This is a genomic window from Nocardioides sp. NPDC051685, from assembly GCF_044453405.1.
In the GTDB taxonomy this organism is placed as follows: Bacteria; Actinomycetota; Actinomycetes; order Propionibacteriales; family Nocardioidaceae; genus Nocardioides.
Map to the genome: position 1 here is coordinate 100,054 of NZ_JBITCR010000010.1, position 18,620 is coordinate 118,673.

Here is an 18,620-nt window from a genome sequence, read left to right on the forward strand (position 1 = left end):
CGGGGCTACCTGGCGCTCCAGCCGCCGTCCATGGCCCACGAGGCGCCGGAGACCATCGAGGCATCGGGGCCGGTGAGCCAGCCGACCAGGGAGCCGACCTCGTCCGGCTCGACCAGCCGCTTGACCGCCACGTCCTGCAGCAGCACCCGCTCGACGACCTCGGAGGCGTCCACACCGTGCACCGCGGCCTGGTCGGCGATCTGCTTCTCCACCAGCGGCGTACGCACGTAGCCGGGGTTGATGCAGACGCTGGTCACGCCGTGCGGGCCGCCCTCGAGGGCGGTGACCTTGGAGAGTCCCTCCAGGCCGTGCTTGGCCGAGACGTAGGCGCTCTTGAAGGGCGAGGCGACCAGGCCGTGCACGGAGGAGATGTTGACGATGCGGCCCCAGCCGTTGGCGTACATGTGCGGCAGAGCCGCCCTGACCAGCAGGAACGGGGCGACGAGCATGATCGAGTGGATCCGGCGGAAGTCGTCGGGGTCGAACTTCTCGATCGGGCTGACCCGCTGGATGCCGGCGTTGTTGACCAGGATGTCGACCTCCAGGGTGAGGTCGTCGAGCTCGTGGGTGGCGGTCAGGTCGACCACCCACGCCTCGCCGCCGATCTCGTCGGCGAGAGCGTGGGCGGCGTCGCCGGCGAGATCGGCGACGACGACTCTGGCGCCGCGGGCGGCGAGCTCGCGGGCCACCGCCGCACCGATCCCCGAGGCTCCGCCGGTGACCAGGGCCCGCCGGCCCTGCAGCGTACGTCCGGGATCGACGGCGGTCCCCGAGACAGGTGGCGCCGAGGTCACGCCGGGCTCACCTCACGCGCGGCCTCACGGTCGGCACGGTCCAGCGCCCGCAGCGACGTGCCCCTGGTCTCCTTGAGGGTGAGCACGACGAGCGCGGTGATGATGCCGGCCACGGCGAGGTAGATCGCGGTGTTGGTCCAGGTGCCGGTGTCCTTGAGCCAGGCGATGGCCAGCAGCGGCGCGAGCGACCCGGCGAAGATCGAGGTCACCTGGTAGGAGATCGAGATGCCGGAGTAGCGCATCCGGGTGGGGAACATCTCGGCCATGATCGCGGGCTGGGTGGAGTACATCAGCGCGTGGATCGCCAGCCCGGCGATCAGTGCCGCCACGATCGCGACGTTGCTCTTCGTGTCGAGCATCGGGAAGGCCCAGAAGCCCCAGGTCGCGCCGAGGACCGCGCCGACGAGATAGACCGGCTTGCGGCCCACGCCGTCGGCGATCCGGCCCACGGCGAGGATGAAGAAGAAGTGGCAGGCGTGCGCGATCGCGATCAGGCCGAGCAGCGCACCCTGGTCCATCTTCTGGTCCTCGACCAGGTAGACGATCGAGAACGAGACCACCAGGTAGTACATGATGTTCTCCGCGAACCGCAGGCCCATCCCCTTGAGGACACCCACCGGGTAGCGGCGCAGCACCTCGAAGACGCCGTAGCCGGACGAGGCGGCGTCGGCCTGCTCCGCCTTCGCCTCCTCGAAGATCGGCGAGTCGGTCACCGAGCGACGGATGAAGTAGCCGACGAGGACGACGACGGCCGAGAGCCAGAACGCGACCCGCCAGCCCCAGGCGAGGAACGCGGCGTCGGAGAGCGTGATGGTCATCAGGGTGAGCACCAGCGTGGCCAGCAGGTTGCCCACCGGCACCGCGGCCTGCGGCCAGGCGGCCCAGGTCGCCCGCTTCGCGTCCGGGGCGTGCTCGGCGACCAGCAGGACGGCGCCGCCCCACTCACCACCCAGCGCGAGGCCCTGCACGAACCGCAGCAGCACCAGCGCGATCGGTGCGGCGAGACCGACCTGGCCGTACGTCGGCAGGCAGCCCATCAGCACCGTGGCGACACCGATCAGCATGATGGTCAGCTGCAGGGTGTACTTGCGGCCGAGGCGGTCGCCGATGTGGCCGAAGACGACGCCGCCCAGCGGGCGGGCGACGAACCCGATGGCATAGGTGACGAAGGCGGCGATGATCGCGTCGTAGGCGTTGCCGGTCGCCGGCATGATCACCTTGGCGAAGACCAGGGCCGAGGCGGTGGCGTAGAGGAAGAAGTCGTACCACTCCACGACCGTGCCGGCCATGGAGGCCGCCACTGTTCTGCGGAGCAGGCTCTGCTCGTCGGCTGGGGGTTCGGTGGGGGCGGCGGTGGCGCCCGGCTGTGTGGAGGACATGGCTCGGAGTGTGACAGTGATCATATTGTGCTTGCAACGCGCATGTTGGCACACACCATGAACGAAAATGCACATCCATCGTTAGGGTGACCGGATGGCTACCTCCGCTCCGACACCGCCCTCCGCCGACCAGCTGCTGGTGCTGCTCGAGGTGGCCCGCAGCGGCCGCTTCACCACGGCCGCGCGCTCCCTGGGCCTGACCCACACGACGGTCAGCCGCAACATCTCCGCCCTCGAGCGCGCCCTCGGTGGCCGGGTCCTCGTGCGTGGCTCCGACGGGTGGGCGCTGACCGCCCTGGGCGAGCGCGCGGCGCGGGCCGCCGAGGGGGTAGCCGAGTCGCTGGCCCGGCTGGCCGCGGACGAGCCGGCCGACCCGGTGGCCGGCGTGGTCAGGATGTCGACGACCGACGGGTTCGCGGCGTACATCGCCTCTCCGGCGGTCGCGGCGCTGCGGCGGGACCATCCCGAGCTCGCGGTCGAGATCGTCACCGTGACCCGGCAGGCGGCCCAGCACCGCTCCGGCGTGGACATCGAGGTGGTGGTCGGCGAGCCGGCGGTCAACCGGGGCCGGGCGATGCACCTGGGCGAGTACGAGCTCGGCCTCTACGCCTCCCCCGGATATCTGGAGCGCCACGGCGCCCCCGCGACGATCGAGGAGGCCGTACGCCACCGCCTGGTCTACTTCGTCGACTCGATGCTCCAGGTCGACGACCTCGACATCCCCCGACGGCTGCTGCCGGGCATCCGCGACGCCGTCACCTCGACGAACGTGTTCGTCCACGTCGAGGCGACCCGGGCCGGCGCCGGCCTCGGCCTGCTGCCCTGCTTCATGGCCGACCGGCACCCCGACCTCGTCCGGATGCTCCACGAGGAGATCCATCAACGGCTGCCCTACTGGGCGGTCGTGCATCCCGAGTCCTGGCGCAGGCCCGCGGTGGCCGCCGTGGTGGGCGGCCTGCGGCAGCAGATGGCCGAGCAGCAGGATGCCCTGCTCGGCCGGTGACACCCGGTATGGTCCGCAACCCGTTCAGCGGCCCCAACGAATCCGCACGGTTCAGAACTTCTTAACGTCCACTAACTGGGCGAAATCGTCCCATAACCTGGACGACACACTTCGGATGGGTAGCGTGGCCGCCATGTTCAAGAAGGTGTTGGTTGCCAACCGCGGCGAGATCGCGATCCGAGCTTTCCGTGCGGGCTTCGAGCTCGGGGCGAAGACAGTCGCCGTATTTCCCTACGAGGATCGTGGTTCGGAACACCGGCTGAAGGCCGACGAGGCCTACCAGATCGGAGAGCTCGGTCATCCGATCCGGGCCTACCTCGATCCCGACGCGATCGTCGCGGTCGCCAAGCAGAGCGGCGCGGACGCGATCTACCCCGGCTACGGGTTCCTCTCCGAGAACCCGGCGCTGGCCGAGGCCTGCGTCAAGGCGGGGATCACGTTCATCGGACCGTCGGCGGAGGTCCTCACGCTCACCGGCAACAAGGCCACCGCGATCGCGGCGGCGAAGGCTGCCGGCGTACCGACCCTGCAGTCGGTCGAGCCCTCCACCGACGTCGACGCGCTCGTCTCAGCCGCCTCCGCCCTTCCCTACCCGCTGTTCGTGAAGGCAGTCGCCGGTGGTGGCGGTCGCGGGATGCGGCGGGTCGACGACCCCGCCAAGCTCCGCGAGGCCGTAGAGACCTGTATGCGCGAGGGTGAGGCCGCGTTCGGCGACCCGACCGTCTTCATCGAGCAGGCCGTGGTCGAGCCACGTCACATCGAGGTGCAGATCCTCGCCGACGGCACCGGTGAGGTCATCCACCTCTTCGAGCGCGACTGCTCGGTGCAGCGCCGCCACCAGAAGGTCGTGGAGATCGCGCCCGCGCCGAATCTCGACCCTGAGCTGCGGGAACGCATCTGCGCGGACGCCGTGCGCTTCGCCAAGGAGATCGGCTACTCCTGCGCCGGCACCGTGGAGTTCCTGCTCGACCCCGCGGGCAACTACGTCTTCATCGAGATGAACCCGCGGATCCAGGTCGAGCACACCGTGACCGAGGAGGTCACCGACGTCGACCTGGTCCGCTCGCAGATGCGGATCGCCGCCGGCGAGACGCTGGCCGACCTCGGTCTGACCCAGGACTCCGTCCAGCTGCGTGGCGCGGCGATGCAGTGCCGGATCACCACCGAGGACCCCGCCAACAACTTCCGCCCCGACACGGGCATGATCACCACCTACCGCTCCCCCGGTGGTGCCGGAATCCGGGTCGACGGCGGCACGACGTACGCCGGGGCCGAGGTCTCGCCGCACTTCGACTCGATGCTCGCCAAGCTCACCTGCCGCGGGCGCACCTTCGAGGACGCCGTCACCCGGGCCCGCCGGGCCGTGGCGGAGTTCCGGATCCGCGGGGTCGCGACGAACATCCCGTTCCTGCAGGCACTGCTCGACGACCCCGACTTCATCGCGGGCTCGATCACCACCTCGTTCATCGAGACCCACCCGCAGCTGCTGACCGCGCGGGCCTCCGGTGACCGCGGCACCAAGCTGCTCACCTACCTGGCCGACGTGACCGTCAACCAGCCGTACGGTCCCGCGCCGGTCTCGCTGCACCCGGTCGAGAAGCTGCCGCCGGTCGACCTGTCGGCGGCGCCGCCCGCGGGGTCACGTGACCTGCTGCGTGAGCTCGGGCCGTCGGGCTTCGCGGCCGCGCTGCGTGCCCAGGAGGCGGTCGCGGTCACCGACACCACCTTCCGCGACGCCCACCAGTCGCTGCTGGCGACCCGGGTCCGCACCACCGACCTGCTCGGCGTCGCCGGCCATGTCGCCCGGCTGACGCCGCAGCTGTGGTCGCTCGAGGCCTGGGGTGGGGCGACGTACGACGTGGCCCTGCGCTTCCTCTCCGAGGACCCGTGGGAGCGGCTCGCCGCGCTGCGCGAGGCCGTGCCCAACATCAACCTGCAGATGCTGCTTCGCGGTCGCAACACGGTGGGCTACACGCCCTACCCGACCGAGGTCACCGACGCGTTCGTCTCCGAGGCCGCGGAGACCGGGATCGACGTCTTCCGCATCTTCGACGCGCTCAACGACGTCTCCCAGATGCGGCCCGCGATCGACGCCGTGCGGGCGACCGGGACCGCGGTCGCCGAGGTGGCGCTGTGCTACACCGGCGACCTCTCCTCGCCGGACGAGAAGCTCTACACGCTCGACTACTACCTGCGGCTGGCCGAGGAGATCGTCTCGGCCGGGGCGCACGTGCTGGCGATCAAGGACATGGCCGGGCTGCTGCGGGCGCCCGCCGCGCGCACCCTGGTGACCGCGCTGCGCGAGCGCTTCGACCTGCCGGTCCACCTGCACACCCACGACACCGCCGGTGGCCAGCTGGCCACCTTGACGGCCGCGATCGAGGCGGGAGTCGACGCCGTCGACGCCGCGACCGCGTCCATGGCCGGGACCACCTCCCAGCCGCCGCTCTCCTCGCTGGTGGCGGCGACCGACTACACGCCGCGCTCCACCGGCCTCTCGCTGGCCGCGGTCAACTCCCTGGAGCCCTACTGGGAGGCCGTACGCCGCGTCTACGCGCCCTTCGAGTCCGGACTGCCCGCGCCGACCGGCCGGGTCTACCGCCACGAGATCCCGGGCGGTCAGCTCTCCAACCTGCGTCAGCAGGCGATCGCGCTCGGGCTGGGCGAGAAGTTCGAGCAGATCGAGGACATGTACGCCGCGGCCAACTCGATCCTCGGCCGCGTCCCCAAGGTCACCCCGTCCTCGAAGGTCATCGGCGACCTGGCCCTCTCGCTCGTCGCGGCGGGTGCCGACCCGGCTGCGTTCGAGGCCGACCCGGCTGCGTACGACATCCCGGCGTCCGTCATCGGCTTCCTCAACAGTGAGCTCGGTGACCCGCCGGGCGGCTGGCCCGAGCCGTTCCGCAGCAAGGCGATCGCCGGGCGCACCTGGAAGGAGGCCTCGCCGACCCTGTCGGCCGAGGACGCCGCCGGGCTCGTCTCCGACCGCCGCGGCACGCTCAACCGGCTGCTCTTCCCGGGCCCGACGAAGGACTTCACCGAGGCCCGTTCGAAGTGGGGCGACGTGTCGGTCATCTCCACCCTCGACTACCTCTACGGTCTGCGCGAGGGCGAGGAGCACGTCGTCGAGATCTCCGAGGGCAAGACGGTGATCTTCGGGCTCACCGCCGTCTCCGAGCCCGACGAGCGAGGCATCCGCACCGTCCTGGCCACGATCAACGGCCACCTGCGTCCGATCGGGGTCCGCGACCGCTCCGTCGCGGCCGAGGTCGCGGCCGCCGAGAAGGCCGATCCGGCCGTTCCGGGCCAGGTCGCGGCGCCGTTCCAGGGTGTCGTCACCATCACGGTCGCGGCAGGTGAGTCGGTCAAGGCCGGCGACACCGTCGCCACCATCGAGGCCATGAAGATGGAGGCCGCCATCACCGCCCCCGTCGACGGCACCGTCTCCCGCCTCGCCTTCTCCGGCACCCAGGCGGTCGACGGCGGCGACCTGGTGCTCGTGCTCGGCTGAGCGGCGCGTTCCTTCGTCAAGGCGGTGTCCTGAGCCTGTCGAAGGGTACGCAGCCGAAGGCGCACATCCCCAGCGGAGTTCCGCTGGGGATGTGCGCCTTTTCCGGCATACCTTGACGAAGGATCAGAGCGCTGCGTACGCCTCGACCCAGTCCTCCGCGCGTAGGTCGCGCGGCAGCGCCGGGGCCTGGGACCGATGGCGGCGCCGAGCGATCCGATCGGCGATCTGATCAGCGAGCGCAGCCGGTACGCCGTTGCGGCGCAGGATCTCAGCGACCCCGCGGCCGCGGCCGGCGAAGACCCTCGCCACCCACGCCTGGAAGTCGCGGCGCTCCGCATCGGGGAGCAACGGCTCCGGTCGGCGGTCGATGAGCAGCAGCCCGCCGTCGACGTTCGGTCGCGGACGGAACGCGGTCGACGGGACCCGCCGGTCGAGGGTGAACGTGAACCATGGCCACCACTGCGCGGTGAGCTGGGTCGTACCGCCGACGCCCGCGCGCTTGCGGGCGACCTCCCACTGGGTGAGGAGTACGGCATGGCGCCACGTCGTCGAGGCGAGCAGGTGCCGCAGGATCGGCGTGGTCAGGTGGAACGGGACGTTGGAGACGACGACCGCGTCCTGCGGTGGCGCGTGCCGCAGGATGTCGCCCTCGGCGATGCACACGTGCGTACCGATCCGTCGGCGCAGGTCAGCGGCGCGGCGAGGGTCGATCTCGACCCCCTCCAGCGGACGGCCCAGCTCGGCCAGCGCGAGCGTGACGGCGCCGTTGCCGGTGCCCCACTCGACCAGCGGACCGTGCCGCTGCGACACGAGATGGACGATGCGGTCGACCGTCGACCTGTCGGTGAGAAAGTTCTGGCCGAGCTCGTGCCGGCCAGGGCGTACGTCGGGCATGGATGCTCCTCGAGACAGAAGGAGCCGGGCGGCATGCGGGTAGCACTCGAGAGCCGCCCGGCAGGGTGCCAGGTGGCGGCGCGAATGCGTCGAGTGTTCGGTGGGATCCGCGCCGTCAGCGGCGGCGGATCCGGACGATCATCGTCATGCAGCAGTTACCCATGGCGCTCACGCTAGCGAAGCAGCAGCTGTGCGCGCACGCGGTTTAGACGCCATGCCGAGACGTCACTTGCGTCGGTCGAAGTGGCATCCGCTTGCCATCTCGGCCGACGTAAGCGACGCCTCGGCCGACGTAGGCGACTACTCGGCCGACGTAAGTGACTACTCGACGTGGTGGAGGCGGCGGGCGGCCTCGGCGGTGGAGCCGGAGATCGACGGGTAGACGGTGAAGGTGTTCGCGATCTGGTCGACGGTCAGTCCGGTGGAGACCGCGAGGGTGATCGGGTGGATCAGCTCGGAGGCGCGGGGGCCGACGACGACGCCGCCGATGACGACACCGGTGCCCGGGCGGGAGATGAGCTTGACGAAGCCGTCGGAGATGCCCTGCATCTTCGCCCGCGCGTTGCCCTTGAGGTCGAGGCGCAGGGTGTCGGCGACGACCTCACCGGAGTCGACCTGGGCCTGCGAGTAGCCCACCGTTGCGATCTCGGGCGAGGTGAAGACGTTGGCCGCGACCTCCTTGAGGTCCATCGGGATGACCGCATCGCCGAGGAAGTGGCGCATCGCGATCCGGCCAGCCATGGCGGCGGTCGAGGCGAGCATGAAGCCGCCGGTGCAGTCGCCGGCGGCGTAGACGCCGTAGGCGGACGTACGCGACACCTTGTCGGTCCGGATGAACCCACCCTCGTCGAGCTCGATGCCGGCCTCCTCCAGGCCGAGGCCCTCGGTGTTGGGGATCGAGCCGAGCGCCAGGATGCAGTGGCTGCCGGTGACCTCGCGGCCGTCGGTCAGCCTGACGGTGACGACGTCGCCGGAGCGGGTCACCGACTCCATCCGCGACTTGCTGAGGATGTTCATTCCCTGACGCTCGAGTACGTCCTGGAGGACCGTCGCCGCATCCGCGTCCTCACCAGGGAGAACACGATCACGCGAGGAGACCAGGGTGACCTGCGAGCCGAGGTTGAGGTAGGCGTTGGCGAACTCGACGCCGGTGACGCCCGAGCCCACGACGATCATGTGCGAGGGCAGGTCGTCGAGGTCGTAGACCTGCTCCCAGGTCAGGATCCGCTCGCCGTCGGGCTGGGCGGTGGGCAGCACCCGGGGCCGGGCGCCGGTGGAGATCAGGACGGCATCGTTCTCGATGGCCTCCTCGCTACCGTCCTGGGCCAGGGTCGCGATCACCTGACGCTTGTCGGCGTCGATGCGTCCGGTGCCCTTGACGATCCGGATCCCGCGGCGGGTCAGCCGGTTCTCGATGTCGCTCGACTGCGCGAGCGCGAGCGACTTGACCCGCTTGTTAACCAGGCCGAGGTCGGCGTAGAGCTCGGTGGCCGGGTCGCCCTGGTGGTCACGGAAGTTGATGCCCAGGTCGCGGGCGAGCGTCATGTCCGACATCAGCTCGGAGGTGGCGATCAGGGTCTTGCTCGGCACGCAGTCGGTGAGCACCGCGCTGCCGCCGAGGCCGTCACGGTCGACGACCGTCACCTCCGCCCCGAGCTGCTGCGCGACCAGTGCCGCCTCGTATCCCCCAGGACCCCCACCAATGATCGTCACCCGCGCCATGGGCCGCATTCTTCCACGCCCCCGGAGCGGCAGATTCAGCCCATCGTCTTCTGACCGTCGATGGTCTCCCGGATGATGTCGGCGTGGCCGGCGTGCTGGGCGGTCTCGGCCAGGATGTGAGCGATGACGCGGCGGTTGGACCAGCGACCTCCGGCCTCGAACCACGGCGCCTCGGGAAGGGCGTGGTCCGCGTCGAGGTCGACGGTCCGGACCAGCTCGTCGGTGGCGGCGGCCACGGCCTCGTACGCCTCGAGGACACCCTCCAGCGTCTCGTTCTCGGCGAGCACGAAGTCGGCGGCGAACTCGGCGTACCTCTCCGGGGTGAGCTCCTGCGCCACCGCTCCGCGGACGATGAAGTCGGCCCAGCCTCGCTCGCCCGCGGCGACGTGCTTGATCAGGCCGCCGAGGCTGAGCACGGAGGCGGTCGGGGTGAGTCGCGCCTGCTCGTCGGTCAGGTTGCGGACGGCGAAGCGCAGGAAGCCACGGTGCTTGGCCAGCGTCTCCAGCAGGTCCGCGCGCTCGCGCGAGGAGGTGGAGGTGGCGGTGGCGTTCACGGCGGTTGCGGTCATGACATGGACTCCTTGGTGGTGTTTCCCTCTGACACGGACAACGCTAGGAGTCCTTCAGGTCAGTTTCTGTCCGCTTTCTCCCAGGGGCCGAAAAAGATCCGCCGACCATTACCCTGCTGGGATGACGAGCCCTGCGAACCCGACCCGCAGCGACGCGGTCCGCAACCGCGACCTCCTGGTCGCCGCCGCCCGCGAGGTGCTCGCCGAGCAGGGTCTCGACGCCCCGATGTCGGCGGTCGCCAAGCGCGCCGGCGTCGGACAGGGCACCCTCTACCGGCACTTCCCCGACCGGTTCACCCTGGCCACGGCGGTGCTGGAGGAGAACGTACGCGACATCGAGCAGGTCGCCGCCCGGCCCGAGGCGACGCTGGCCGACGTGCTCGGCATGGTCACCTGGCAGATGATCCACTCGAACGCCTTCGTCGGCATCATCCGGCTCAGCGAGGAGAGCTCCCGCTTCCTCGCCGATCGTGTACGCACCGCCATCGACAGGCTCGCCGAGAAGACCCACGACACCGACGACCTCATGCTCGCCGTCGCGATGGTCTCCGGCGGGGTGCACGGGCCGACGCCCGAGGCACGCGAGGCCACCGCCCGCCGGGCGTGGGGCCTGCTCGGGATCGAGATCGGCCCGGTCACGCCGGGCGTCTAGCACCGGGAGACCAGCGCGACGAACGACCGCCGGCCGGCACCCCGAGCGAGGGGCACCGGCCGGCGAGTCGTAGGTCGGATCAGAGGTTGATCATGTGTCCCGCGATGCCCTCGATCGCTTCCTTCATCGCCTCCGAGAGCGTCGGGTGGGCGAAGACGTTGCGGGCGACCTCGTCGGCGGTGAGGTCCCAGGTCTTGGCGAGCGTGAGCGCCGGGAGGAGCTCGGTGACCTCGGGGCCGATCATGTGGGCGCCGAGGATCTCGTTGTGCTCGGCGTCGGCGACGATCTTCACGAACCCGACGGTCTCGGCCATGCCGCGGGCCTTGCCGTTGGCGGAGAACGGGAAGGAGGAGGTCTTGACGTCGTAGCCCTTCTCCTTGGCCTGCGCCTCGGAGTAGCCGAAGGAGGCGATCTGCGGCTGGCAGAACGTCGCCCGCGGGATCATGTCGAAGTCGATCTCCATGGTCTCGGCGCCGGCGATGGTCTCGGCCGCGATGACGCCCATGGCCTCGGCGGTGTGGGCGAGCATCAGCTTGCCGGTGCAGTCACCGATGGCGTACACGTTCTCGACGTTGGTGCGACCACGCGCGTCGACCGCGATCGCGCCGCGCTCGGTGAGCGCCACGCCGGTGGCCTCGAGGCCGTAGCCCTCCACGCGCGGGGCGAAGCCGAACGCCGCGAGGAACTTGTCGGCCTGCAGCACCTGCTCCTCACCACCGGCCGCCGGGGCGACCCGGACGGTGACGCCGGAGCCGTTGTCCTCGGCGCCCTTGACCGCCGTGGAGAGCATCACGTTGACGCCGAGCTTCTTGTACTGGCGCAGCAGCTCCTTGGACACGTCCGCGTCCTCGGTCGGCACCATCCGGTCGAGGAACTCGACGATGGTGACGTCGACGCCGAAGTTCTTCAGGACGTAGGCGAACTCGACCCCGATCGCGCCGGAGCCACCGATGATGATCGAGCTCGGCAGCTCCTCGGTGAGGATGTGCTCCTCGTAGGTCACGATGTTCCGCCCGTTGGGCACGACACCGGGCACGGAGCGCACGGTCGCGCCGGTGCCGATGATCAGGTTGTCGAAGGTGTAGGAGGTCTTCGCACCGTCGTTGCCCTCGACGTCGATCGACTTCGGGCCGGTGAGCGTGCCCCAGCCGTCGACCTCGGTGATCTTGTTCTTCTTCATCAGGTAGTGCACGCCCTTGGCGCTCGCGTCGGCCACGCTGCGGCTGCGCTTCCACGTCGTCGAGAAGTCCATCGTGGCGTCGCCGGAGATGCCGAAGGTCTTCTTCTCGTGCGTGATGATGTGAGCGATCTCAGCGTTGCGGAGCAGCGCCTTGGAGGGGATGCAGCCCACGTTGAGGCAGACACCACCCCAGTACTGCTTCTCAACGACGGCGACGGACTTGCCGAGCTGAGCGGCACGGATGGCGGCGACGTAGCCACCGGGGCCAGCGCCGAGGACGAGAACATCGAAGTGGGTCACGCATCCAAGGGTAGACCGCCAATAACAGATAGATCCCAAGCGGGTGAGGACTGGGCGGTAACCTCGTGACCCGTGACTCTCTATGCGGCCTATGGCGTCAATCTCGACCCGGCGCTGATGAGTGAGCGGTGCCCGCACTCGCCGTTGCGCACCACCGGTTGGCTGGACGGCTGGCGGCTCACCTTCGGGGGCGAGGACAACGTGCTCGGCGACGGTCCGACGACCACGATCGTCCAGGACCCGTTCGAGCAGGTCTTCGTCGCGGTCTACGACGTCGTCGACCAGGACATGGAGGCCCTGGAGAAGTGGGAGCTGGCCGACATCGGCCTCTACTTCAAGACCAAGGTGCGGATCGCCGCGCTCACCGGCGAGCTGCTCTGCGAGACCTATGTGCTCGACACGTACGAGGGCGGCATCCCGGACGCCCGCCACCTGGGTGCGCTGGCCGATGCCGCCGAGGCGGCCGGGGCGCCGGACGACTACGTGCATGCGCTGCGTACGCGGCCGTGCCGGTCCAACGACTGAGTCGGTCCTGGGCGGCGTCTAGACTCGGCGAGTGACCACGCCTTACGAACTGGCCAAGGAAGCCGCCGCCGCGCTCGCAGAGAAGACCGGCATCGAGACGCACGACATCGCGCTGGTGCTGGGCTCGGGCTGGCTGCCCGCCGCCGACGCGCTCGGCGAGGACTACACCGAGATCGACACGACCGACCTGCCCGGCTTCAGCGCCGCCGCGGTCGTCGGTCACAGCGGCAAGATCCGTTCGATCCGCTCGGCGAGCGGTCGCAACCTGCTGGTCTTCCTGAGCCGCACCCACTTCTACGAGGGCAAGGGCGTCGACGCGGTCGTGCACCCGGTCCGCACCGCGGCCGCAGCCGGCTGCTCGACGATGGTGCTCACCAACGGCTGCGGCGGGCTCAACCCGTCCTGGTCGCCGGGCACCCCCGTGCTGATCAAGGACCACATCAACCTCACCGCGGCGTCTCCGCTGGTCGGAGCCAACTTCGTCGACCTGACCGACCTCTACTCCGCACGTCTGCGAGGCCTCGCCAAGGAGGTGGACGCCTCGCTCGACGAGGGCGTGTACGTCCAGTTCCCCGGGCCCCACTACGAGACCCCCGCCGAGGTCAGGATGGCCGGGATCATCGGTGGCGACCTGGTCGGCATGTCGACCACCCTCGAGGCGATCGCGGCCCGCGAGGCCGGCATGGAGATCCTCGGGATCTCGCTGGTCACCAACCTGGCCGCCGGCATCTCCGACCAGCCCCTCGACCACGCCGAGGTCCTCGAGGCCGGCCGCAGCGCCGCCACCCGGATGGGCGCGCTTCTCGGCGACCTGTTGCCCAAGATCTGAGCCTCCGGGCACCCGATGACCTAGGGTCTGGTCCATGGTCCCCACCGATCACTCCGCGCTTGTCGTCCAGGCCCGGGAATGGCTCGCCGACGACCCCGACGCACAGACCCGAGCGGAGCTCGAGAACCTACTGACCTCCTCCGACCCGGCTGCCGCCGCCGACCTGGCCGACAGGTTCTCGGGCACCCTGCAGTTCGGCACAGCCGGGCTGCGGGGCGCGCTCGGGGCCGGGCCGAACCGGATGAACCGGGTGGTCGTGATCAAGGCCGCGGCAGGGCTCGCCCGCTACCTGCTCGCCACCGGCGCACAGGGGCCCGTGGTGATCGGCTACGACGCCCGGCACAACTCCGACGTCTTCGCCCACGACACCGCCCGGGTGATGACCGGAGCCGGACTGCGGGCGCTGGTGATGCCGCGCTCGCTGCCGACCCCGGTGCTGGCGTACGCCGTCAAGGCGCTGGGTGCCAGCGCCGGTGTGATGGTGACCGCGAGCCACAACCCGCCGCAGGACAACGGCTACAAGGTCTACCTCGGTGACGGGTCGCAGATCGTTCCCCCGGCCGACATCGAGATCGCGAAGCGGATCGCGGCGATCGACAAGGTGAGCTCGGTGCCGCAGGGCCCGGCCGGCCACACGATCAGCGAGGACCTGGTCGACAGCTACCTCGACACCGTCGTCGGCCTCCTCGCCGAAGGCGGTCCCCGCGACCTCCGGACGGTCTACACACCGCTGCACGGTGTCGGCGGCGACCTGGTGCAGCTGGCGATGAAGTTCGCCGGCTTCCCCGAGCCGCTCGTGGTCAAGGAGCAGGAGCGGCCCGACCCCGACTTCCCGACCGTCGCCTTCCCCAACCCCGAGGAGCCCGGGGCGATGGACCGGGCGATGGCCCTCGCCGGCAAGAAGGGCGCCGACCTGGTCATCGCCAACGACCCCGACGCCGACCGCTGCGCCGCGGCCGTCCCGGCCGGCCGGAAGTGGCGGATGCTGACCGGCGACGAGGTCGGCGCGCTGCTGGCGACCCACCTGATCCGCAAGGGCGTGACCGGGACGTACGCCGCCTCGATCGTCTCCTCCTCGCTGCTCGGCAAGATCGCCGCGGCCGCCGGGCAGGCCTACGCCGAGACGCTCACCGGCTTCAAATGGATCTCGCGCGCTCCCGGGCTCGCCTTCGGCTACGAGGAGGCGCTGGGCTACTGCGTCGACCCCGAGCACGTACGCGACAAGGACGGCATCTCGGCGCTGCTGCTCCTGTGCGAGCTGGCGGCGTCGCTGAAGGCGGAGGGCCGTGACCTGGCCGACCTGCTCGACGAGCTCGCCGTCGAGCACGGCCTGCACGCCACCAGCCAGCTCTCGATCCGGCTCGAGGACCCCGCCCAGATCGCGGCCGCGATGCAGCGGCTCCGCGACCGGCCGGTGACCGCACTGGCCGGGGCCACCGTGCAGCAGCTCGACGACCTCACCACCGGCATCGGCGGGCTGCCGCCCACCGACGGGATCCGCTACCAGCTGGCCGGCGGGTCACGGGTGATCGTGCGGCCCAGCGGCACCGAGCCCAAGATCAAGTGCTACCTCGAGGTCGTCCAGCCGGTCGCCGACGCGTCCGCGCTGGCCGAGGCGCGTGCCGACGCCGAGATCGCCGTCGGGGCCCTCAAGGTCGACATCCGCGCCGCCCTCGGCCTGTAGAGGCCCCACCTGCCGAGTCAGCTCGCGGGCTACAGCACGAGCAGGGCGGCGAAGACGACGGCCACGACGCCCGTGAGCGCGATCAGCGGCCAGTCCCAGCTGCGGCGTATGTCCTCTGCGAGGGCGAACTGCTCGTCGGAGTCCCGCTTGATCCGGCGCCGGTCGCGGGCGTCCTGGGCCAGCGCGTTGAGCCGGTCCTCGATGAAGTCGGCCTGGTTGCTCAGCGGCTGGTGCTCGCGCTTGGAGCCCTTGAGCGCCTCACGCATCGGACGCCCGACGGCACCGCTGACGTAGGTGCGGCCGCCTGCGTAGGCGCCGAGCGTGCGCCCGACCGAGACGCTCTCCAGGGCAGCCATCGGGAAGCGCACGGTCGAGTAGAGGTGGTGGAGCACGAAGTCGCCGCCGCTGACTCCGACCTTGGTGCGGATGAATGCGGCGTACGCCACCAGCACGAAGAGCGCCCCGCCGGCCGTCGTCTCGGGGTGCCAGCCGGTGGCCGCGTCGATCACGATGACCGCGACCGCGGCTCCTGCCGCGAGGATCCCCCACACGGTGCTGCTGGAGTTGCGGAACCACTCCTCGGGCTGCTCGTCGTTCACGGCGCAAACATTAGCCCGAGCCCGGGAGATGCCTATGCTGAGGCCGTGCCTACCTCCACAGAGATCGCCAAGCTGATCGACCACACTCTTCTCAAGCCCGAGGCGACCCGCGCCGACGTCGAGGCGTTGATCGTGGAGGCCGCCGAGCTCGGCACCTACTCGGTATGTGTCTCCCCGTCGATGTTGCCGGTCACCGCGCCGGCCGACCTGAAGCTCGCCGTCGTGTGCGGCTTCCCCAGCGGCAAGCACCTCTCCTCGGTCAAGGCCGCCGAGGCCGCGGCCGCCGTCGAGGCCGGCGCCGACGAGATCGACATGGTGATCGACATCGGCGCCGCGAAGGAGAAGCGCTACGCCGACGTGGAGGCCGACATCGCGGCCGTCCGTGCCGCGGCTCCGTCCCCGACGGTGCTGAAGGTGATCATCGAGTCCGCCGTGCTGGACGACGACGAGATCATCGGCGTCTGCGAGGCCGCCGTCCGCGCCGGCGCGGACTTCGTGAAGACCTCCACCGGCTTCCACCCCGCCGGCGGTGCCACCGTCCACGCGGTGGAGCTGATGCGCAAGACCGTCGGTCCCGACATCGGGGTCAAGGCCTCGGGCGGGGTGCGGACCATGGAGCAGGCCCAGCAGATGATCGCCGCGGGGGCGAACAGGCTCGGCGTCTCCGGCTCGCGCGCGCTGCTGGCCGGGGCGCCGGGGTCGGGTTCGGGCGCCGGCTACTGACTTTCACGCACTCTCGGGGAGAATGCTCCGGTGCGTGCTCAGGTCATCGTCCTCGCCGGCCCCTCCGGTGCCGGCAAGTCCCGTCTGGCCGAGCGGCTGGGTCTGCCGGTCCTCCGGCTGGACGACTTCTACAAGGACGGCTCCGACCCCTCGCTCCCCCGGATCACCGAGGGGCCCAACGCGGGCCTGGTCGACTGGGACCACCCCGACTCGTGGCTCCCCGCTGACGCGGTGAAGGCGATCGCGGCGCTCTGCGAGACGGGCGTCGCCGACGTACCCGTCTACGACATCGCCCACGACGGCCGCACCGGCTGGCAGGAGCTGATCCTCGGGGACGAACCGTTCTTCGTCGCCGAGGGGATCTTCGCCCAGGACATCGTGGCCGAGTGCCGCGACGCGGGGCTGCTGGCCGCCGCCTTCTGCGTCACCCAGTCGCCGACGATGACCTTCTGGCGCCGGCTCACCCGCGACCTCCGCGAGCGTCGCAAGCCACCGTTCGTGCTGGTCAAGCGGGGCCTGGCGCTGATGCGCGCGCAGCCTCGGGTAGTCGCGGACGCAGCCGCCAAGGGCTGCACCGCGGTCTACCCGAAGCACGGCTACGTCGCCATCGGGCGCATCACAGCGCGGCGTACGCTTCCTTGATCTCGTGGATCAGGTCGACCCGCTCGTCGTAGGGGATGAACGCCGACTTCATCGCGTTGGTCGTCAGTCGCTGGAGCTCGGGGAGCCCCCAGCCGAAGGCCTCGACGATCCCGGCCATCTCCGCCGACATCGAGGTGCGTGACATCAGCCGGTTGTCGGTGTTGATCGTGACCCGGAAGCCGAGGTCGTAGAGCAGGCCGATCGGGTGCTCGGCGATCGACTTCGCCGCCCCGGTCTGCACGTTCGACCGCGGGCAGATCTCGAGCGGGATCCGCCGGTCCCGGACGTACGCAGCGAGCCGGCCGAGCCGCGGCGCCTCGCCCTCCTCGAGGGTGATGTCCTCGACGATCCGTACGCCGTGGCCCAGCCGGTCGCAGCCGCACGGGTGCACCGCCTCCCAGATCGAGGGCAGCCCGAAGCCCTCGCCGGCGTGGATGGTGAAGCGCATGTTCTCGGCGGCCAGGTGCTCGAACGCTGCCAGGAACCGGCTCGGCGGGAAGCCCTTCTCCGGCCCGGCGATGTCGAACCCGGCGACACCGCGGTCGCGCCAGGTCACCGCGAGCTCGGCGATCTCGGCGGCTCGAGCGGCCTGTCTCATGGCGGTGAGCAGCTGGCGTACGACGATCTTCTTGCCGGTCGCCGCGACGGCTGCGGTGCCCTCGTCGAACCCGGTCTGAACGGCCGCGACGACCTCGTCCAGCTCGTGGCCGTTGGCCAGGTGGAGCTCGGGCGCCCAGCGGACCTCGGCGTAGACGACGCCGTCCTCAGCGAGGTCCTCGACACACTCACGGGCCACCCGGGTCAGCGCCGGGAGCGTCTGCATCACGGCGAGCGTGTGCGCGAAGGTGTCGAGGTAGCGCTCCAGCGACCCCGAGTCCGCACTGGTGACGAACCAATCCTCCAGCGCGACCGGGTCGTCCTGGGTGCCCTCGGGGAGCTGGTGGCCGACCTCGGCGGCGAGCTCGATGAGGGTCGAAGGACGTACGCCACCGTCGAGGTGGTCGTGGAGCAGCACCTTCGGGGCTGCCTTGATCTGCATGTCGGACGGTTCCATGGGCTCATTATTCCGCATGCCGCTAGATTCCGTGGGTGCGCAAATTCACCACTCTCGAAGAAGTCTCCGACGCCGCAGCCACCGAGATCGGCACCGGCGAATGGCTCCAGGTCGACCAGGACCGCGTCAACGCGTTCGCCGACGCCACCGGCGACCACCAGTGGATCCACGTAGACGAGGAACGGGCCAAGGAGGGGCCGTTCGGCGGCACCATCGCCCACGGCTACCTGACGCTGTCCCTGATCCCCTACCTGGGCCTGAGCGTCTACTCGCTGGAGACCCCGGGCGCGAAGCTCAACTACGGCCTCAACAAGGTCCGCTTCCCCACCCCGGTCCTGGTCGGCTCCCGGATCCGTCCGGTCGTCTCGTTCGGCGAGGTGACTGCGCTGCCGACCGGGCTGCAGCTCGTCGTGAAGACCACGATCGAGATCGAGGGCTCGGCCAAGCCGGCATGTGTCGCGGAGTCGGTCGTACTGCTCCTCGAGGACTGACGAGCGTGACGACTGAGCGAGGTCACGCGGCGAGCTTGCTCGTCCGTGTGCGCCGAGCGAGGAAGTGAG

At 70.3% G+C, this 18,620-nt stretch carries 17 protein-coding genes; 9 read left to right on the plus strand and 8 right to left on the minus strand.

The features are described from left to right. Window positions 1-5: 5 nt before the first annotated feature. Both ACIA03_RS24010 and ACIA03_RS24015 read right to left on the minus strand, forming a co-directional pair. Window positions 6-794, minus strand: a complete 789-nt coding sequence (locus ACIA03_RS24010) for a 3-hydroxybutyrate dehydrogenase (protein WP_396987213.1) — start codon at window positions 792-794, stop codon at window positions 6-8. Then, window positions 791-2,173, minus strand: a complete 1,383-nt coding sequence (locus ACIA03_RS24015; protein ID WP_396987215.1) for an MFS transporter — start codon at window positions 2,171-2,173, stop codon at window positions 791-793. Before ACIA03_RS24015 ends, ACIA03_RS24010 begins: the two co-directional genes overlap by 4 nt. 94 nt (window positions 2,174-2,267) lie before the next feature. On the opposite strand from ACIA03_RS24015, the gene ACIA03_RS24020 reads away from it, so the two are divergent. Both ACIA03_RS24020 and ACIA03_RS24025 read left to right on the plus strand, forming a co-directional pair. Beyond that, window positions 2,268-3,176, plus strand: a complete 909-nt coding sequence (locus tag ACIA03_RS24020) for a LysR family transcriptional regulator (protein ID WP_396987217.1) — start codon at window positions 2,268-2,270, stop codon at window positions 3,174-3,176. A gap of 133 nt (window positions 3,177-3,309) precedes the next feature. Next, window positions 3,310-6,687: a pyruvate carboxylase gene (locus ACIA03_RS24025; protein ID WP_396987219.1), complete on the plus strand. Its 3,378-nt coding sequence runs from the start codon at window positions 3,310-3,312 to the stop codon at window positions 6,685-6,687. Between the two features lie 123 nt (window positions 6,688-6,810). Here the strand turns inward: ACIA03_RS24025 and erm are convergent, their stop codons facing one another. From erm to ACIA03_RS24040, 3 genes are all read right to left on the minus strand, one after another. Next, the gene (gene erm, locus ACIA03_RS24030; protein ID WP_396987221.1) at window positions 6,811-7,581 is read right to left on the minus strand and encodes a 23S ribosomal RNA methyltransferase Erm; all 771 of its coding nucleotides are present in this window, start codon (window positions 7,579-7,581) and stop codon (window positions 6,811-6,813) included. Between the two features lie 321 nt (window positions 7,582-7,902). Continuing rightward, window positions 7,903-9,303: an NAD(P)H-quinone dehydrogenase gene (locus ACIA03_RS24035; RefSeq protein WP_396987223.1), complete on the minus strand. Its 1,401-nt coding sequence runs from the start codon at window positions 9,301-9,303 to the stop codon at window positions 7,903-7,905. A 35-nt stretch (window positions 9,304-9,338) separates the two neighbouring features. After that, the gene (locus ACIA03_RS24040) at window positions 9,339-9,872 is read right to left on the minus strand and encodes a DinB family protein (protein WP_396987225.1); all 534 of its coding nucleotides are present in this window, start codon (window positions 9,870-9,872) and stop codon (window positions 9,339-9,341) included. A 121-nt stretch (window positions 9,873-9,993) separates the two neighbouring features. Between ACIA03_RS24040 and ACIA03_RS24045 the strand changes: the two genes are divergently transcribed. Further along, a complete protein-coding gene (locus ACIA03_RS24045) occupies window positions 9,994-10,524 on the plus strand; it encodes a TetR family transcriptional regulator (protein ID WP_396987227.1) in 531 nt (176 codons plus the stop codon). A 79-nt stretch (window positions 10,525-10,603) separates the two neighbouring features. Here ACIA03_RS24045 and lpdA read toward each other — a convergent pair whose 3' ends face one another. Beyond that, window positions 10,604-12,004: a dihydrolipoyl dehydrogenase gene (gene lpdA, locus ACIA03_RS24050; protein WP_396987228.1), complete on the minus strand. Its 1,401-nt coding sequence runs from the start codon at window positions 12,002-12,004 to the stop codon at window positions 10,604-10,606. Between the two features lie 72 nt (window positions 12,005-12,076). Between lpdA and ACIA03_RS24055 the strand changes: the two genes are divergently transcribed. The 3 genes from ACIA03_RS24055 to ACIA03_RS24065 are packed head-to-tail and all read left to right on the plus strand — an operon-like array spanning window position 12,077 to window position 15,042. Next, on the plus strand, window positions 12,077-12,529 hold the full coding sequence (locus tag ACIA03_RS24055) for a gamma-glutamylcyclotransferase family protein (protein ID WP_396987230.1): 453 nt from the start codon (window positions 12,077-12,079) through the stop codon (window positions 12,527-12,529). A 31-nt stretch (window positions 12,530-12,560) separates the two neighbouring features. Next, window positions 12,561-13,358, plus strand: coding sequence for a purine-nucleoside phosphorylase (locus ACIA03_RS24060; protein WP_396987232.1), 798 nt, complete (start codon window positions 12,561-12,563; stop codon window positions 13,356-13,358). A gap of 34 nt (window positions 13,359-13,392) precedes the next feature. Next, window positions 13,393-15,042, plus strand: a complete 1,650-nt coding sequence (locus tag ACIA03_RS24065; protein WP_396987234.1) for a phospho-sugar mutase — start codon at window positions 13,393-13,395, stop codon at window positions 15,040-15,042. Window positions 15,043-15,071: 29 nt separating this feature from the next. Here ACIA03_RS24065 and ACIA03_RS24070 read toward each other — a convergent pair whose 3' ends face one another. After that, window positions 15,072-15,641, minus strand: coding sequence for a hypothetical protein (locus ACIA03_RS24070; protein ID WP_396987236.1), 570 nt, complete (start codon window positions 15,639-15,641; stop codon window positions 15,072-15,074). A gap of 45 nt (window positions 15,642-15,686) precedes the next feature. Here ACIA03_RS24070 and deoC point away from each other — a divergent pair, with 45 nt between their 5' ends. Next, window positions 15,687-16,364 (plus strand): deoxyribose-phosphate aldolase, encoded by a 678-nt coding sequence (gene deoC, locus ACIA03_RS24075; protein WP_396987238.1) that lies wholly within the window; start codon window positions 15,687-15,689, stop codon window positions 16,362-16,364. Window positions 16,365-16,394: 30 nt separating this feature from the next. Next, entirely contained in the window at window positions 16,395-17,006 is a 612-nt protein-coding gene (locus ACIA03_RS24080) for an ATP-binding protein (protein WP_396987240.1), read from the plus strand. On the opposite strand, the gene ACIA03_RS24085 is transcribed toward ACIA03_RS24080, so the two are convergent. Further along, on the minus strand, window positions 16,981-18,060 hold the full coding sequence (locus ACIA03_RS24085; RefSeq protein WP_396987242.1) for an adenosine deaminase: 1,080 nt from the start codon (window positions 18,058-18,060) through the stop codon (window positions 16,981-16,983). The two genes, ACIA03_RS24080 and ACIA03_RS24085, sit on opposite strands and share 26 nt — an antisense overlap. A 35-nt stretch (window positions 18,061-18,095) precedes the next feature. Between ACIA03_RS24085 and ACIA03_RS24090 the strand changes: the two genes are divergently transcribed. Further along, a complete protein-coding gene (locus ACIA03_RS24090) occupies window positions 18,096-18,551 on the plus strand; it encodes a MaoC family dehydratase (RefSeq protein WP_396987244.1) in 456 nt (151 codons plus the stop codon). Window positions 18,552-18,620 lie beyond the last annotated feature (69 nt).

What these genes read in the sequence shown, in the direction of transcription:
- ACIA03_RS24035 (WP_396987223.1), bottom strand. Translation starts at nt 9,303, where the DNA reads ATGGCGCGGGTGACGATCATTGGTGGGGGTCCTGGGGGATACGAGGCG.
- ACIA03_RS24020 (WP_396987217.1), top strand. Translation starts at nt 2,268, where the DNA reads ATGGCTACCTCCGCTCCGACACCGCCCTCCGCCGACCAGCTGCTGGTG.
- ACIA03_RS24085 (WP_396987242.1), bottom strand. Translation starts at nt 18,060, where the DNA reads ATGGAACCGTCCGACATGCAGATCAAGGCAGCCCCGAAGGTGCTGCTC.
- ACIA03_RS24065 (WP_396987234.1), top strand. Translation starts at nt 13,393, where the DNA reads ATGGTCCCCACCGATCACTCCGCGCTTGTCGTCCAGGCCCGGGAATGG.
- ACIA03_RS24045 (WP_396987227.1), top strand. Translation starts at nt 9,994, where the DNA reads ATGACGAGCCCTGCGAACCCGACCCGCAGCGACGCGGTCCGCAACCGC.
- ACIA03_RS24025 (WP_396987219.1), top strand. Translation starts at nt 3,310, where the DNA reads ATGTTCAAGAAGGTGTTGGTTGCCAACCGCGGCGAGATCGCGATCCGA.
- ACIA03_RS24040 (WP_396987225.1), bottom strand. Translation starts at nt 9,872, where the DNA reads ATGACCGCAACCGCCGTGAACGCCACCGCCACCTCCACCTCCTCGCGC.
- erm (WP_396987221.1), bottom strand. Translation starts at nt 7,581, where the DNA reads ATGCCCGACGTACGCCCTGGCCGGCACGAGCTCGGCCAGAACTTTCTC.
- ACIA03_RS24015 (WP_396987215.1), bottom strand. Translation starts at nt 2,173, where the DNA reads ATGTCCTCCACACAGCCGGGCGCCACCGCCGCCCCCACCGAACCCCCA.